The sequence below is a fragment of the Staphylococcus sp. HMSC057A08 genome (genome assembly GCF_001812925.1).
Classification (GTDB): domain Bacteria; phylum Bacillota; class Bacilli; order Staphylococcales; family Staphylococcaceae; genus Staphylococcus; species Staphylococcus hominis.
Genome location: NZ_KV810857.1, coordinates 257842 through 274036, shown reverse-complemented (window position 1 = coordinate 274036; position 16195 = coordinate 257842). Strand labels below are relative to the sequence as shown.

15 protein-coding genes are annotated in these 16195 nt (G+C 31.6%); 2 read left to right on the top strand and 13 right to left on the bottom strand.

Features of this window, described 5'->3' with window-relative positions:
• Positions 1 to 82: 82 nt before the first annotated feature.
• A complete protein-coding gene (spxA, locus tag HMPREF2881_RS08560; RefSeq protein WP_002448146.1) occupies positions 83 to 478 on the bottom strand; it encodes a transcriptional regulator SpxA in 396 nt (131 codons plus the stop codon).
• 268 nt (positions 479 to 746) lie between these two features.
• Between spxA and trpS the strand changes: the two genes are divergently transcribed.
• Positions 747 to 1736, top strand: coding sequence for a tryptophan--tRNA ligase (gene trpS, locus HMPREF2881_RS08555; protein ID WP_002488385.1), 990 nt, complete (start codon positions 747 to 749; stop codon positions 1734 to 1736).
• Positions 1737 to 1780: 44 nt separating this feature from the next.
• Here trpS and opp4C read toward each other — a convergent pair whose 3' ends face one another.
• The 10 genes from opp4C to opp3b all read right to left on the bottom strand — a co-directional run bounded on the left by opp4C (position 1781) and on the right by opp3b (position 13271).
• Positions 1781 to 2692: an oligopeptide ABC transporter permease gene (opp4C, locus tag HMPREF2881_RS08550; RefSeq protein ID WP_002488320.1), complete on the bottom strand. Its 912-nt coding sequence runs from the start codon at positions 2690 to 2692 to the stop codon at positions 1781 to 1783.
• A 20-nt stretch (positions 2693 to 2712) separates the two neighbouring features.
• Complete coding sequence (opp4B, locus tag HMPREF2881_RS08545; RefSeq protein WP_002488341.1) at positions 2713 to 3675, bottom strand: oligopeptide ABC transporter permease; 963 nt, start codon at positions 3673 to 3675, stop codon at positions 2713 to 2715.
• Position 3676: 1 nt separating this feature from the next.
• Positions 3677 to 4645, bottom strand: coding sequence for an ABC transporter ATP-binding protein (locus HMPREF2881_RS08540; RefSeq protein ID WP_002488378.1), 969 nt, complete (start codon positions 4643 to 4645; stop codon positions 3677 to 3679).
• Positions 4646 to 4659: 14 nt separating this feature from the next.
• Positions 4660 to 5631 (bottom strand): ABC transporter ATP-binding protein, encoded by a 972-nt coding sequence (locus tag HMPREF2881_RS08535; protein ID WP_002488334.1) that lies wholly within the window; start codon positions 5629 to 5631, stop codon positions 4660 to 4662.
• A 48-nt stretch (positions 5632 to 5679) separates the two neighbouring features.
• Entirely contained in the window at positions 5680 to 7392 is a 1713-nt protein-coding gene (gene opp4A, locus HMPREF2881_RS08530; RefSeq protein WP_002488371.1) for an oligopeptide ABC transporter substrate-binding protein, read from the bottom strand.
• A gap of 165 nt (positions 7393 to 7557) precedes the next feature.
• Positions 7558 to 9216: a peptide ABC transporter substrate-binding protein gene (locus tag HMPREF2881_RS08525; RefSeq protein ID WP_002488340.1), complete on the bottom strand. Its 1659-nt coding sequence runs from the start codon at positions 9214 to 9216 to the stop codon at positions 7558 to 7560.
• Between the two features lie 24 nt (positions 9217 to 9240).
• Complete coding sequence (locus HMPREF2881_RS08520) at positions 9241 to 10191, bottom strand: ABC transporter ATP-binding protein (protein ID WP_002488384.1); 951 nt, start codon at positions 10189 to 10191, stop codon at positions 9241 to 9243.
• On the bottom strand, positions 10178 to 11263 hold the full coding sequence (locus HMPREF2881_RS08515; protein WP_002488359.1) for an ABC transporter ATP-binding protein: 1086 nt from the start codon (positions 11261 to 11263) through the stop codon (positions 10178 to 10180). Before HMPREF2881_RS08515 ends, HMPREF2881_RS08520 begins: the two co-directional genes overlap by 14 nt.
• A 17-nt stretch (positions 11264 to 11280) precedes the next feature.
• A complete protein-coding gene (gene opp3C / locus HMPREF2881_RS08510) occupies positions 11281 to 12345 on the bottom strand; it encodes an oligopeptide ABC transporter permease (RefSeq protein WP_002448155.1) in 1065 nt (354 codons plus the stop codon).
• Entirely contained in the window at positions 12345 to 13271 is a 927-nt protein-coding gene (gene opp3b / locus HMPREF2881_RS08505) for an oligopeptide ABC transporter permease (RefSeq protein ID WP_037554449.1), read from the bottom strand. The genes opp3C and opp3b overlap by 1 nt, the downstream gene beginning before the upstream one ends.
• Before the next feature lie 231 nt (positions 13272 to 13502).
• Here opp3b and HMPREF2881_RS08500 point away from each other — a divergent pair, with 231 nt between their 5' ends.
• Positions 13503 to 13880 (top strand): DUF3899 domain-containing protein, encoded by a 378-nt coding sequence (locus tag HMPREF2881_RS08500; RefSeq protein WP_002488316.1) that lies wholly within the window; start codon positions 13503 to 13505, stop codon positions 13878 to 13880.
• A gap of 53 nt (positions 13881 to 13933) precedes the next feature.
• Here HMPREF2881_RS08500 and fabF read toward each other — a convergent pair whose 3' ends face one another.
• On the bottom strand, positions 13934 to 15178 hold the full coding sequence (gene fabF, locus HMPREF2881_RS08495; protein WP_002488382.1) for a beta-ketoacyl-ACP synthase II: 1245 nt from the start codon (positions 15176 to 15178) through the stop codon (positions 13934 to 13936).
• Positions 15179 to 15191: 13 nt separating this feature from the next.
• Entirely contained in the window at positions 15192 to 16133 is a 942-nt protein-coding gene (locus HMPREF2881_RS08490; RefSeq protein WP_002488368.1) for a beta-ketoacyl-ACP synthase III, read from the bottom strand.
• Positions 16134 to 16195 lie beyond the last annotated feature (62 nt).

Below are 16195 nucleotides of genomic sequence, written 5' to 3'. Positions count from 1 at the left end.
TTATATTCCCTTTTTTTATTATAAAAAACAGCACTATAGCTAAGCCAGTGCTGTTAAATAATAGGTTCTTAAATTTTAAATATTAGTCGACTAAACGTTGCGCTTCTTGTAATTGGAAAGTACGAACCTTTCTAGGTAAGAAACGTCTGATTTCATCTTCGTTATATCCAACTTGCAAGCGTTTTTCGTCTAAAATAATTGGACGACGTAATAGTCCAGGATTATCTTGAATAATCGTATATAAATCTTGCAGTGGTAAAGAATCAATATCTACGTTTAATTTTTGATAAGTTTTAGAACGAGTTGAAATAATTTCATCTGTTCCATCTTCAGTCATTTTTAAAATTTGTTTAATTTCATCAATTGTTAAATGTTCAGAAAAAATGTTACGCTCCGTATACGGAATATCATGTTCTTGTAACCATGCTTTCGCTTTACGGCAAGATGTGCAACTTGGTGATGTAAATAATGTTACCATACATCTCACTCTCCTATTGAATAAATATTATTCATTATATTAATAATTATACTAATTTGTCTTAAGCTTATATTATAAGTATAATATGTTAACATTAAAATTAAATGAGAAAATCCTAATTTTTCTGAGAAATTTCAAATTTTCTAAAAATTCCTATACAAAATCTAATCTCTCATATATACCTCTATTATAACATAACTTACAATTTAAAAAAATACTGTTATAATCTAGTTAAAATGAATTATTTTTAAAGAAAGTAGGCATCTATATGGAGACATTATTTTCAGGAATACAGCCAAGTGGGATACCTACATTAGGTAACTATATTGGTGCATTAAAACAATTTGCAGAAGTACAAAACGATTACAACTGTTACTTTTGTATTGTAGACCAACATGCGATTACCGTCCCACAAGATAAAATCAAATTACGTAAACAAATTCGTCAGTTAGCAGCAATTTATTTAGCTTCAGGTATTGATCCAGATAAATCAACATTATTTATTCAATCAGAAGTTCCAGCACATGTTCAAGCCGGTTGGATGTTAACGACTATTTCAAGTGTTGGTGAGCTTGAACGTATGACGCAATATAAAGATAAAGCACAAAAACGTACGGATGGTATTCCAGCTGGTTTATTAACTTATCCACCTTTAATGGCAGCTGATATTGTTATTTATAATACAAATATTGTGCCCGTAGGTGAAGACCAAAAACAACATATGGAACTTACTAGAAATTTAGTAGAACGTTTTAATAGTCGTTATAACGATATATTAGTTAAACCAGAAATTCGTATGCCAAAAGTTGGTGGACGTGTAATGAGTTTACAGGACCCAACAAAGAAAATGAGTAAAAGTGATGATAATCAAAAAAACTTTATCTCATTACTAGACGAACCAAATGTTGCAGCGAAAAAAATTAAAAGTGCTGTAACTGATTCAGATGGTATTATCAAATTTGATAAAGACAATAAACCAGGAATTTCTAATTTATTGACTATTTATTCAAGTTTAACTGATAAATCAATTAAAGATCTTGAAACACAGTATGAGAATGAAGGATATGGAAAGTTCAAAACGGATTTATCAGAAGTTGTTAAAGACTTTTTAGTACATTTCCAAGAAAAATATAACGAATTTTATAATTCAGATAAATTAGATGACATCTTAGATCAAGGACGTGACAAAGCCCAAAAAGCTTCTTTTAAAACATTGAAAAAAATGGAACGTGCAATGGGCTTAGGACGTAAGAGATAAATTAAAAAGCGACTGATCAATATTGATCAGTCGCTTTTTTATCATTATCTTCTATCTTTTGGATTAAACGCATCTTTTAAACCTTCACCAACAAAATTAATACTTAATATAGTAAACATAATCATTAGTGCAGGAGGCATCCAAATCCATGGTTTAGAACTAATTACATCGCCTTCTTGAGCATCGCTTAACATATTTCCCCATGAAGGAATAGACTTACTAATACCAAATCCTAAAAAACTTAGTCCTGATTCAACTACAATCATACCAGCAAAGGTTAATGTCGCTTGAACAATAACAACACTAATAATATTAGGTAATAAGTGTTTTAAGATAATTTTATGTGTAGGAGTTCCTATGGATTTAGCTGCTAAGAAATACTCATTTTCTTTTTCTTGCATCACTTTACCTCTTATAAGTCTCGCTATCCCGCCCCAACTTAAAATGATAATAACCACTATTAAAATCAATGCAGAACCGTATGGATTTTTAATTTTATCTCCTAATGCTGCATTTAGAACAATTGCAAAAATTAAAAATGGAAATAACATCACAAATTCTGTAATTCTCATTAATATTGTGTCAGTTACACCTCCAAAATAACCTGATATTACTCCAATTGTAATTCCAATGATCAACATACCAATAGTCGAAGTTAGTCCAATAGTTAATGAAACTCTCCCTGCATATAATAATCTGCTAAAATTGTCTCTTCCTCCAGAATCAGTGCCTAAAATATTATGTGAAGACATATCACCTTTAATATTTAAAAGATCTTGTTGATTAATTGGTAGAGGAGCTAATAACGGTGCAATAATAGAAATAATAGCTAAGAAAAATAAAAATATTAAAGATACCATTGCAATTTTATTTTTTAAAAACTTTTTTAAAGCTAATTGTGTTGGAGAATAAATTTTTTTAGTAGAATTTTTTTTACTGCTTCGTTCTTTTTTCATAATACTCTTGCCTCTTTTATTTAATTACTGTGAATTCTTGGATCTATAAAATTATATGTAATATCAGAGATAAGATTGCCAAATAGACCTAAGAATGAAAAGAAAAGTGTTAAAGCCATCATTAATGGATAATCTTGGCCTGTTACTGATTCTAAAAATAATTTTCCTATACCATTAAATGAAAAAATAGTTTCAGTTATTACTGCGCCACCTAAAATACTTACAATATCTGCCCCTAAAAATGTAATTATAGGAATAAGTGAATTTCGTAAAATATGCTTATTATAAATTTTATTAGTTGATAAACCCTTAGCTTTCGCTGTTAGAACATAATCTTTATTTGAATTATCAATAATATCATTTCTAAGGTATTGAATATAACCAGCAGTAGATAACAAACCTAATGTTAAAGCAGGTAATAACGTATGATATATTTTACTTATATAGTAACTAAACGTTCCTTCTTCTAAATTAATATCAACAGAGCCTTGAAAAGGAAATATTGGAATTTGAAATGCGAATAAATATATTGCAAAAACACCTGCTATAAATGAAGGAATAGCTAGCATAATATAGTTGAATATTTGAATTGTATAATCACTTAGTGTATAGGCATATCTACCAGATATAATCCCTAATATAAAAGATAATATGTATGTAATGATTAACGAAACTGTCCCTAATAATATTGTATTAGGTATACGTTCACTTATTAATTCAAGTACTGGTCGTTTATATTTAATTGATTCTCCTAGATTACCATGAGTCACATTATTTACCCATCTAATATATTGTTTAGGAATTGAGTCATTAAGACCTAATTTTTCTTTTTGAGCTTCAATTGCCTCTTGTTTAACATGAGGATTATATTGTCCTGTAAATGGATCACCAGGTTGAATGATTGCTAAACTAAATACCACTATAGATATCAAAAACAGTAAAGGAATCATTAATAAAAATCTTTTTATTATAAGTCTTAGCACTTCACTCTCCTCCTTCGCTATAGAAACAAGCAACATAATGATTAGGCTTAATTTCTTTTAATTTAGGTCTTTTTTCTGAACATATTTTTTTTGCTATTGGACACCTAGTGTGAAACGGACATCCTTGTGGTGGATTACTTGGAGAAGGTAATTCTCCATTTAAAATAACTCTATTTGATTTTTGTTTATTAAATTGTGGGATTGAAGATATAAGTGCTTTAGTATATGGATGATAAGCATGAGTATATAGTTCATGGCTATCCGCTATTTCAACCAAATGACCTAGATACATTACGCCTATGACATCACTAATATGTTTCACAACGCTTAAGTCATGTGCTATAAAGAGATAACTGAGACTAAATTCTTTTTGTAAATTTTTCAATAGATTTAAAACTTGTGATTGTACTGATACATCTAATGCACTAACAGGTTCATCTGCAACAATTAACATAGGTCGTATTGCTAAAGCTCTAGCAATTCCAATTCTTTGACGCTGTCCTCCTGAAAATTGGTGAGTATATTTATAATATGCATCTTCGCTCATACCTACACATTTTAATAAGTATAGTACTTCATCTTTCAAATTCTTTTTATCTACAAGATGATAATTTAGTAAGGGTTCACCTACAATATCACCAACCATTTGCATAGGGTTTAAAGATGCATAAGGATCTTGAAAAATCATCTGAAAATCTTTGCGTGCATTTCTTAATTCTTTACCTTTAAGTTTAGTAATACTTCTACCGCATATTTTAATATCGCCAGATGTTATATTTTCTAAGCGTACAACAGACTTCCCAAGAGTAGATTTCCCACAACCTGATTCACCTACTAAACCAAATGTTTGTCCTTTTTTTATTTTTAATGTGATATTATCTACCGCTCTTACATATTGATTCTTTTTAAAAAGACCATTTTTAATAGAATAGTATGTTTTTAAATTCTGTATTTCTAAGATGTAATCCATATTTCTTTTCCTTTCTAATCATTGAATAAATGACAACGTACCTTACTATTATTTATATTTAGAAGCTTGGGTTCGCATTGACTACAGATATTCATTTTTTTAGGGCATCTATTAACAAAACGACATTGCTTATTATTAAATTCTGTTATATTTGGAACTAGTCCCTCTATAACTTCAAGATATTCAGTATCTTCATCTAATTTTGGAATTGTATTTAATAATTTTTTTGTATATGGATGTTTAGGATTCACCATTACGTCTTTCAAATTTCCATATTCAACAACTTGGCCAGCATACATGACCATGACTGAATCACAAAATTCAGATACAACACTTAAATCATGAGTTACTAAAATAATAGCCATTTTATTTTTTCGTTGTAATTTCTTTAGTAAATCTAGAATTTGTGCTTGAACCGTAACATCTAAGGCAGTTGTAGGTTCATCTGCAATTAATAATTTAGGATTACATGAAATGGCAATAGCAATCATCACTCTTTGACGCATTCCACCTGATAGTTGATGGGGATAACTATTTAATACTTCTTCTACTCTTGCTATACCAACGTCTTCTAATAACTGTTTTGCCAATTGATATGCTTCTTTTTTATTCTTTTTTAAATGTAAACTTATAGGTTCAATAATTTGTTCCTTAATTTTAAAAACTGGATTTAATGCAGTCATTGGTTCCTGAAAGATCATACCTATTTCTTTGCCACGAATATTTTGATATTCTTTTTCTGTTATTTTCGTTAAATCTTTACTATCAAATATGACTTTTCCATTTGTAATTTTTGAAAGTCTATCAGGCAATAATCTAATAACCGATTTATTAAGTATAGATTTTCCACAACCCGATTCTCCCACAACACCTAATATTTCATTTTTTTCTAAGTTTAAAGATATCTGATCAATTGTCGGATACCATTTATTTTCAATTTTAATCGAAGTTTCTAAATCTTTAATTTCTAATAAATATTTATCCATCGCTTACTCCAATCAATAAACCCCGACTAAAGTCGAGGTTTATCCTAATCATTCTTTGGTTAATTTATATAAATCCATATCTGATCCTATTTTAATGTCCACATTTTTCACTTTGTCATTAACGACAGTTAGAGTGTCTAATTGAACAATAGGTAATGCTGGTAGTGTATCATTAGTATGTTTTTGCCATTCTAGATATATTTTTTTACGTTTTTTATCATTATTTCCTACTTTTGAGAAATCCAATGCATCATCTAATAATTTATCAGAAGTTTTATCTGTAGTACGCATTTCATTTTGTGGTCTATCAGAATGATATAAATCAGAAGGATCTGGATCAGAACCACCTGTCCATGTTCTAAAGTAAACTTCCATATCTTTAGAAGCTTGAGCTAAGTCATCATTATATTTACCAAATTCCACCATTTTCACATTCGTTTTCAAGCCGACTTTTTCCCAGAAATCTTTAATTGCTGCAGTTCTAGGTTCAAATGTTGGATTTGATCCAGAATAGTGTTTTAAATTAATTTCAAATGGTTTACCATTAGGGTCTTCTCTGAACCCATCACCATTTCTATCTTTATATCCTAATTTATCTAATATTTTTTTAGCTTTTTCTGGATCATAGTTATAGTCATTTAAATCTTTTTGATTAGCTGCAATCCAATGAATTGATGGTACAAAGCTATTTAGTTCTTTACCATATCCTTGATAAAACGCTTTTATCCATTTTTTTCTATCAATTGCGTATAACATTGCTTGTCTAAGCTCTTTTTCTTTATATTTTGGACGTTCTGCTCCAGTTTTATTTTTATCTTTATCATAATCATGAGATACAAATCCTATTACTGCATAATCTGTGCCTGGAGTTGACAATACTTTAAGTTTTCCATCTCCTGATTTTTTAGCTTCTTGAGCAATACTACCAGTAGTACTATCAGTCATATCGATTTCACCATTTTTCATAGCTTTAACGATTTGTGTTTGATCAATTACTTTTAAATTTATTTTGTCTAACCCTGGTTTTCCTTGCCAGTAGTCATTAAATTTTTCCAATTGTACCGCTTCACCTTGGACTACCTTTTTAACTTTGTATGGTCCAATACCTATTGGATGTTTTCTAATCTTATCTGACTTAGCTAGGTCTTTTACAGGAACATCACTTAAATATTTCTTACTTAATAAAGGTCCAGCAAAGAAATTTTCTAGATAATTAACTTTTTTATCTTTGAAAGTCACTTCCATAGTGTATTTATCTACTTTTTTAATACCACTAATTGAATCTGCTTGGCCTTCATGTTTTTCTTTAGATCCCTCGATATTTTCAACTACTGGATAATAATTTCCATTATAGTCTTTATCTGCTAACACATTTAAAGAATAAATCCAATCGTCAATCGTTAATTCATTACCATCATGCCATTTAATTCCTTTTTTAATTGAAAATTTAATTTTTTTGCCTGGATCAATGTCTTTCCAAGATGCAATATATGGCTTAGGTTTTAAATTTTTATCAAGTTTAATAAGTACCTCATTAAAATAATTTTCTACTGATGAGTCCGAAGCGTCAGAACTTAATAAAGATGATAAAGTTCCTGAAGGTGCAGCATTTAGAGCTACATTTAATACTCCACCCTTATGATTAGATGTTTCAGTTTTAGATGTAGTAGCGTCTTTAGAATTTCCTCCGCCTTTTCCACATCCACTCAATACTAATATTGCTACTAATAAAAGAATTAAATACTTTCCAATTACTTTCATTAATATCAAGCCTCCTGTATATTCTATGATGTTTTTCTTATTTTACTTCTAAAATAAAATTTAACAAATATATTTTAAGAATTTTCTGATAATTATATTATTTAAATTTTTAAATAAAAATAACCCCAAGTATTATAACTTGAGATTACTTTTTTGAATATTTAATTAGTTATCTTTCTTTTTTCCTGTTTCACGATCAATTGATTTATCGATATATACATGTTTCAATGTAGTATCTGGACCGATTTTATGATACTGTAATCCTTTGACCTGTGGATTAGTTAAGTGTGCTTCACCTTTTTGATAAACAGGAGCTACTGGTGCATCATGAAGCAAGATACTTTCCGCACGTTGTAGCGCTTCATTTCTTTTTTCTGTTTCACGTAACAATGAACTATTTGATTCTTTTAAAAGCCTGTTATATTCTTTGTTATCCCAATCAGTATTATTTTGAGCATTATCCTTAGTCATTGTTTCTAAAAATGCTGTTGGATCAGGATAATCTGGACTCCAACCTGAATAAGTCGCTTCGTAATTATTAGCTAATTCTAAAGTGGTTTTTTGTTTAAATGGCATTTGTTTAATTTTTAATGTAACACCTGGTAAGTTTGATTCAACTTGAGATTTAATATACTCTGCAGCTATTTTAGAAGCTGGTGTATCTTGCGTATTCATTGTAAATGCAAACTCTTTTTTACCTAATTCTTTTTTTGCCTTTTCCCAATTTTGTTTTGCTACCTTAGGATTATATTTTAAAGGAGACTCAACTGTACTTGCAAAGTCTTTACCGTCAGGCGTCTTCGCTGTACCTATTCCCGTGAAATTATTTGAAGCAAGAGACCCATCATTTAAAACAGTTTTTACATACCCTTTTTTATTGATAGCTTGTGCAATAGCTAATCTCAAATTTTTATTTTTAAATTCAGGCACTGTTTTTTCATTCATTTTAATATAAAAAGTAGCAGCAGTTAACCGATAGTTTAATTCTTTACTGCCTTTATATTTATCAACTTGTTCAGAAGTGATGATTGTATCATCAATTGAATTAGTATCATATAAAGAAGCGCCAGCTTGTTGATCTTTTAAAACTTTATAATTTACTTTATCTAATTTAACGCTTTTCTTATCCCAATATTGATTATTTTTTACCAATTGTATTTTATCTTCTACCTGCCAATTAGTAACTTTGAATGGACCATTATAAACTGCTCTTTCAGCATTCGTTCCATATTTTTTACCATATTTTTTGGCAATTTTAGCATCTTGTGGATAAAAAGTACTTAAAGCAAGTAATTCATTTATGTACGGTACCGGTCTTTCTAAATCAATTTGAAGTTTATATTTATTTAACGCTTTGATTCCTAAAGAATTTAATGGTTTTTTTCCAGTATTAACTAAATCTGCATTTTTTATATCACTCATTATATATGCAAATTCAGAGGCGGTTTTTGGATCTACAACTTTTCTCCATGCATAAACAAAGTCATGCGCTGTTACAGGATCTCCGTTTGACCATTTTGCATCTTTTCTTAAATTGATAGTCAGAGTTTTACCACCATTACTTTTTTGTGGTGTTTCTTTTGCTACACCTAAAGTTACTTTATCATTTTTATCTATTGAATATAATCCTTCGAAAGTTTGACCAGCAACATCGCTAGAAACAGCATCTGTAATAAGAGCTGTATCTAAAGTAGTTATATCTTGAGTAATTATTTTTCTGAATACCTGTCCTTCATCAGAATATAAACTTTTTTTGTTACTACACGCTGATAGTATTAAAGTGACAATAACTAATAGCGTTAAATATTTATATTTTTTCTTCACATTCTTGTCCTCCCTTCCTCAGACTTAATTATGTTGAAGATGAGTTTGATCTTGTTCTTTTAAACGTACTGCTTCTTCATCTGTTACAAAAACGTAATGATTAGGTCTAATTTCTTGCAGTCTACGTTCTGCATTTTTAGATTCATCTTCTTCATACACAATTCGTTTTCTTGTTCTTTCACTATCAGGATCAGGTTGAGGAATCGCAGATAACAGTGATTTAGTATAATCATGTAAAGGATGATAATAAATTTCGTCAGACGTTCCTAATTCTACAATTTTTCCAAAATGCATTACTGCTATACGATCAGAAATATATTTAACCATTGATAAATCATGGGCAATAAATAGGAAAGTAATACCTCGTTCTTTTTGCAATTTCAGCATTAAATTCACTACTTGAGCTTGAATAGACACATCCAATGCAGAAATAGGCTCATCCGCAATAATAAACTCAGGTTCTACAGCTAACGCACGAGCAATTCCTATACGTTGACGTTGTCCACCAGAGAACTCGTGAGGATAACGATTCGCATGTTCCTTACTTAAACCTACTGTTTCTAGCAAATCATATACACGACGTTTACGATCTTTTTTATTACTTGCTAACTTATGAATATCAATACCTTCTGCTACAATATCCATGACCTTTAGACGTGGGTTTAAAGATGCATATGGATCTTGAAAAATCATTTGAATTTTCTTATTGAAATTTAATAACTCTTTTCTTTTAGTAATCTTCTGGATGTCCTGTCCTTCGTAAAGAATTTCACCATCTGTAATATCATTTAGTTTAATAATTGCTTTTCCAGTTGTAGATTTCCCACATCCAGATTCTCCTACTAACCCCAATGTTTCTCCCTTATAAATATTAAATGAAATATTTTCTATTGCTCTAACTTCATTACGTTTGCCTTCATTAAAATACTGCTTCACATTTTTTATTTCTAATAATACTTCTTTACTCTTCTCCATTGAACGACACCCTTTCTACTCGACGTGGTTTGTCGTAATTATTAGACATTTGACGTTGTCTCTTTTTCACCATTTCCGGCGGTTCAACTTTTGGGGCGCGTTCGTCTAACAACCATGATTTCACATAATGAGTAGGCGATACTTTAAACCATGGTGGTGCTTCCTTAAAGTCAATGTCTAGTGCATATTGACTACGTCTTGCAAATGCATCACCTTTTGGTGGATGTAATAAATCAGGCGGGGTACCTGGAATTGCAATTAACTCTGTCTCGTTACTTGTCGTTAAATCAGGCATTGAAGATAATAATCCCCATGTATATGGATGTTTTGGATCATAGAAGATTTCATCGACATGTCCAGTCTCAATCATTTGCCCACCATACATAACAGCCACTCTATCAGCCACATTTGCTACTACCCCTAAGTCATGTGTAATAAATATAATAGATGTTTCAATTTTTTGTTGTAATTCTTTCATTAAATCTAAAATCTGTGCTTGCATTGTTACATCAAGTGCTGTCGTTGGTTCATCTGCAATTAAAATTTTAGGTTCGCATGCCAAGGCAGTTGCAATAACAATTCTTTGACGTTGTCCCCCAGAAAATTGATGGGGATATGCTTTAAATCTTTTTTCTGCATTAGGCAGTCCTACTAAATTTAAAATCTCAAGTGCACGTTTCTTTGCTTCAGATTTACTATAATGACGATGTTTTATTAAAGGTTCCATGACTTGCTTACCAATTTGCATCGTAGGATTTAATGACGTCATAGGGTCTTGAAATATCATAGAAATATCTTTACCACGAAGTTTGTTTAATTCTTTTTCAGATTTAATTGCTAAATCTTCCCCTAAAAAATTAATTGTCCCTTTTTTAATTCTCCCTGTATCACCCTGGAATAATTTTGTAATTGCTTTTGTTGTTACAGATTTGCCAGAACCTGATTCTCCGACAATCGCTAATGTTTCCCCTTTATTTAAAAAGAAATCTACTCCTCTAACCGCTTGCACTTCCCCGGCAGTAATATCAAAGGAAACATGCAAGTTGTTCACTTCTAACACTCTTTCTGACATAGATTTTGCCTCCTTTGTTATTTACGCATTTTTGGATCAAATGCATCGCGTAATCCGTCACTAAATAAGTAAAAGAATAAGATTAATAAACTTAATACTGTAGCTGGAATAAATAATTCATGTGGGTGTATTAACAACATTGCTCGTCCATCATTTACGAGTGAACCAAGTGATGTTTTCGGTGCAGGTACCCCTATACCAATAAAGCTTAAAAATGCTTCGAAGAAAATTGCACTTGGTACAGTAAACATAGATGTTACTACAATGGCACCTAGTGTATTTGGTAAAATATGTTTAAAAATTAATTTAAATTTTGAAGCTCCCAATGTTCTTGAAGCCATTACAAATTCTTGACTTTTTAGTTTTAAAAATTCACCACGCACTACTCTACTCATACCTAACCATCCGGTGATAGACATAGCTAAAATAATCGTCCAAATAGATGGTTCAAATATCAATACAAATAAAATAACAATAATAAGATTAGGAATAGATGCTATAATTTCTAAAATACGTTGCATCACATTGTCAACACGTCCCCCAAAAAATCCTGAAATAGCGCCATAAACGACCCCTATAAAGATATCTAGTGCAGCAGCTACAATGCCAATAAATAATGAAATTTGAGCACCTTTCCATGTTCTAGTCCAAAGATCACGACCTAATTGATCTGTACCAAACCAAAAGTTTTCTTTCACGCCCGCTTCTTTATAAGCGCTCTTACCATCTGCTCCTGTTCCATCAAAAGGTAAAAAGTGTACTTGATCTAGTACTGGAATTTTAGCAGGTAAATTTCGTCTAGTAACATCTTGTTCGGCATAATCATGTTTACTAAATGCTGGTCCTACAAATGCAAGAATGACAATTAAAATGAGTCCAATCAAACCGACAATAGCTAGTTTATTTCTTTTCAACTGTGTCCAAGCATCTTGCCAGAAGTTTTTACTTTCACGTTGTATTTCTGGTTCTTTATTTAAATCGAGTTCTCTAATAACAAAATCCGTCCCAACCGCTCCCTCAGAGGTATGTGACATCGCTGCATTTGAATGGTCATCAAATGGTTTATTAAAATTTTCAGGCATTATTTTTTACCTCCTTGTACACGGATTCTTGGATCAATTACACCATAAAGAATATCTACGATAAAAATTGAAACGATAAATAATGTACTAAATAAAATTGTAGTAGCCATAATAACTGAGAAATCATTTGTTGTAATCGATCTAACGAATTGGTCCCCTAAACCGGGTACACCAAAGATATTTTCAATAGTCAAAGTCCCTGTTAAAATACCGGCTAACATTGGAACAATAATTGTAATAATAGGAATTAATGCATTTCTTAATGCATGCCCAAAAAGGACTCTTATCGGCGAGTTACCTTTAGCTCTTGCTAATAATATGTAATCAGAACTTAGTACCTCTATCATTTCAGCTCGAATGTAACGAGCTACTGTGGCCATTACACTTGCTGATAATGCTAAGGAAGGCAACACTGCAGTTGAAAATCCTTCCCATCCTGCCACTGGAAACCATCTTAAACGTACTGCAAAAACGTATTGTAATAGTACTGCTAAGACGAATGAAGGTACTGATACTGCTATAACTGAAATAACAGTAGTTGTATAGTCTACCCAAGTGTTTTGTTTCGTAGCAGCTGCTACGCCTAAAATTAAACCTAAAATCACTCCAATAATCATTGCAGTAATACCCATTTCCATAGAAGGAATCAATCTAGGTCTAATTAATGACCAAACTGGTTGATTATGATATTGGAACGAATAGCCAAAATCCCCAGTTACTACATTTTTTAAATAATGAAGATATTGCACTGCTACTGGATCGTTTAATCCATATTTTTCGTTTAAAATTGCTTTTTGCTCAGCGCTTAATTTAGCATCATTAAATGGTGATCCAGGCATCATTTTCATTAAGAAAAATGTAATTGTGATGATAATAAATAACGATAAAACCATATATCCCAAACGTTTTAATATATATCGCGTCATCATATAGTCCCCCTTTACTAAATATTCAAAATTAACATTCCCTTCAAAATTTTCAGAAATATTTATACATATTATATATACTTTTTACATAAAATTGCAATATAATTTTACATTTTCTTAATATAAGTGTAATTTTTATATATATTATTTAAAAGAATATATATTTTAGATTTTATTTATAGTAAGTTTACAGTAAATTAGACTATATAGATAAGAAGGTTGGAGATATACATGAACAATATTAAAACTTGGTTTATATGGCTCTTTTTGCCACTCATATCTACTTTTTTACTTTGGATGTTCGTAACTCAACATTCCTTTATCTCATTTGTTGATATCTTATTTTATATATCACTTGTATTATTTATATTGTTATTTTTACTTCTCCTTGTACAAGAAGGTATATTTGATGCTACAAGTTTTGGTTTTAGACGCATGCGTTATCAACTCGCTTCTCGCTCTAAGAAAAAAACTTTAGAGAACGATGACTTTTTCAATCCAAAACAAGTAAAAAAAGAGCATTATACCATTTCAACATGGTTACTACCTGCTCTAATACTATGTGCATTTTACTTCATTTTGACTATTCTTATTTCAATTTTTCTATAAACATAAAAAAACCATGCATATTATTGCATGGTTTTCTACTCTTAACTTAATTTTTAATCTTTAAACTTTTTAAATACTAATACTGCGTTATGTCCACCGAAACCTAGACTATTACTCATTGCATATTCAATTTCTAAATCTTGTGCTTCATTAGGAACAATATCTAAGTCACATTCTGGATCTGGTGAATCTGCATGAATCGTCGGTGCAACTTTAGAGTCACGAATAGATAATGCAGAGAAAATTGCTTCAATTCCCCCAGTAGCACCTAATAAATGTCCTGTCATCGATTTAGTTGAACTAATTTTTAAGTTTTTAGCTGCATCTCCAAATGTATTTTTAATCGCTTTAATTTCATACAAGTCACCTACTGGCGTACTTGTACCATGTGCATTTAAGTATTGAATATCTTTAGCTTCAATACCTGCATCATCTAAAGCCGCTTGCATTGCACGAGAACCACCTTCGCCTTCAGGTGCTGGTGCAGTAATGTGATAAGCATCTCCAGTTGAACCATATCCTACAATTTCAGCGTAAATTTGTGCGCCACGTGTTTGTGCTGATTCTAATGATTCAATGACTAAGATACCAGCGCCTTCACCCATGATAAATCCATCACGTCCTTCTTGGAAAGGACGACAAGCTGTTTCTTTATCATCGTTTGTTGATAATGCACGACTTGCACTGAATCCTGCAAGTGCCATATGCGTAATAGGTGCTTCAGTACCCCCAGTAATCATAGCATCAGCAGCACCTCTTTGAATGATTTTAAATGCTTCACCGATAGAATTTGTACCTGTGGCGCAAGCAGTAACAGTTGAACCATTAGGTCCTTTTGCACCTAAATCAATTGAAACTTGGCCAGTAGCCATGTCAGGAATAAGCATTGGAACAAAGAAAGGACTAACTCTTCTTGGTCCCTTATTCTTCAGTATTGTATGTGCAACTTCAAATGTTTCCATTCCACCAATACCTGAACCAATCCATACACCGATACGATTAGCATTATCGTCATTGATAGTTAAATTAGCATCTTCTACAGCTTGTCTTGCCGCTACTACTGCATATTGTGTAAAACGATCCATGCGACGCGCATCTTTTTTCGAAATATGATCTTCAATATTAAAGTCTTTTAATTCACCTGCTAAATGAACGTTATATTCTTCAGTATCAACGCGTGTAATTGTATCAATTCCATTGACACCTTTTAAGGCATTTTCCCAATTTGTTTGGGCATCGTTTCCAATAGGTGATAATGCACCCATGCCTGTAATTACCACTCTTTTGTTTTCAGTCATACATTAAATCCTCCTATTTACCCCATTTGATTACCATAGCGCCCCATGTTAGGCCGCCACCGAAACCTACGAGTACTAAAGTGTCATCATCTTTAATTCTTCCGTTTTCTAACTCTTGTTGAATACTTAAAGGAATCGAAGCAGCTGACGTGTTTCCAAAACGGTTAACTGAAACACTCATTTTTTCTCTTTCAATACCCAATCTTTCACGTGCTGATTCCATAATTCTGATATTTGCTTGATGTGGTATAAACATATCAATATCATCAGATTCTAAACCAGCTTTTTCAACTACACGTGTAGACGCTTCGCCCATAATTCTTACAGCGAATTTAAAAACTTCGCGTCCATTCATTACTAGTTTACCAGTCTCTTTATTTAAATATAAGTATTTTCCACCTGACCCATCTGAGCCCATTTCATAGCTAATAATACCTCGTCCTTCTGAGACTTCACCAATTACTACTGCACCTGCACCGTCTCCAAATAATACAGCAGTTGAACGATCAGTTAAGTCAGTGATTTTGGATAATTTATCCGCACCCACTACTAGAATATTTTTATAGTCTCCAGATTGAACATATTGTTTTGCAGTAATCATTGAATACATGAAACCTGAGCATGCAGCAAGTTGATCCATAGTAGGCACTTTACCAGTACCTAATTTTTCTTGTAGTATATTAGCTACAGATGGAAATGGCATATCTCCAGTTGCTGTAGCTACAATAATCATATCTATATCATTCGGTTTAATACCAGCATCTTCAATTGCTTTCTTACTTGCTTCATATGCTAAGTCTGACGTATCTTGATCGTCACGAGACCAACGTCTTTCTTTAATACCAGTCATTTTTGAAATCCATTCATCAGACGTATCTAAAAAACCTTCAAAATAGGCGTTATCGACTACTCTCTCAGGCGCATAAGCACCAAAACCTTTTATACCTACGTTCATGAACGTACACCTTCTCACTTCATTTTTTAATACCAGGTATTAATTTAACATACTTTTTAAAT

Bases quoted from the DNA above. Each gene is read 5' to 3' on its own strand.
- trpS (WP_002488385.1), top strand. From the start codon at position 747: ATGGAGACATTATTTTCAGGAATACAGCCAAGTGGGATACCTACATTA.
- opp3b (WP_037554449.1), bottom strand. From the start codon at position 13,271: ATGACGCGATATATATTAAAACGTTTGGGATATATGGTTTTATCGTTA.
- HMPREF2881_RS08535 (WP_002488334.1), bottom strand. From the start codon at position 5,631: ATGGATAAATATTTATTAGAAATTAAAGATTTAGAAACTTCGATTAAA.
- HMPREF2881_RS08515 (WP_002488359.1), bottom strand. From the start codon at position 11,263: ATGTCAGAAAGAGTGTTAGAAGTGAACAACTTGCATGTTTCCTTTGAT.
- HMPREF2881_RS08490 (WP_002488368.1), bottom strand. From the start codon at position 16,133: ATGAACGTAGGTATAAAAGGTTTTGGTGCTTATGCGCCTGAGAGAGTA.
- opp4A (WP_002488371.1), bottom strand. From the start codon at position 7,392: ATGAAAGTAATTGGAAAGTATTTAATTCTTTTATTAGTAGCAATATTA.
- opp4C (WP_002488320.1), bottom strand. From the start codon at position 2,692: ATGAAAAAAGAACGAAGCAGTAAAAAAAATTCTACTAAAAAAATTTAT.
- HMPREF2881_RS08540 (WP_002488378.1), bottom strand. From the start codon at position 4,645: ATGGATTACATCTTAGAAATACAGAATTTAAAAACATACTATTCTATT.
- HMPREF2881_RS08500 (WP_002488316.1), top strand. From the start codon at position 13,503: ATGAACAATATTAAAACTTGGTTTATATGGCTCTTTTTGCCACTCATA.
- spxA (WP_002448146.1), bottom strand. From the start codon at position 478: ATGGTAACATTATTTACATCACCAAGTTGCACATCTTGCCGTAAAGCG.
- fabF (WP_002488382.1), bottom strand. From the start codon at position 15,178: ATGACTGAAAACAAAAGAGTGGTAATTACAGGCATGGGTGCATTATCA.
- opp3C (WP_002448155.1), bottom strand. From the start codon at position 12,345: ATGCCTGAAAATTTTAATAAACCATTTGATGACCATTCAAATGCAGCG.
- HMPREF2881_RS08520 (WP_002488384.1), bottom strand. From the start codon at position 10,191: ATGGAGAAGAGTAAAGAAGTATTATTAGAAATAAAAAATGTGAAGCAG.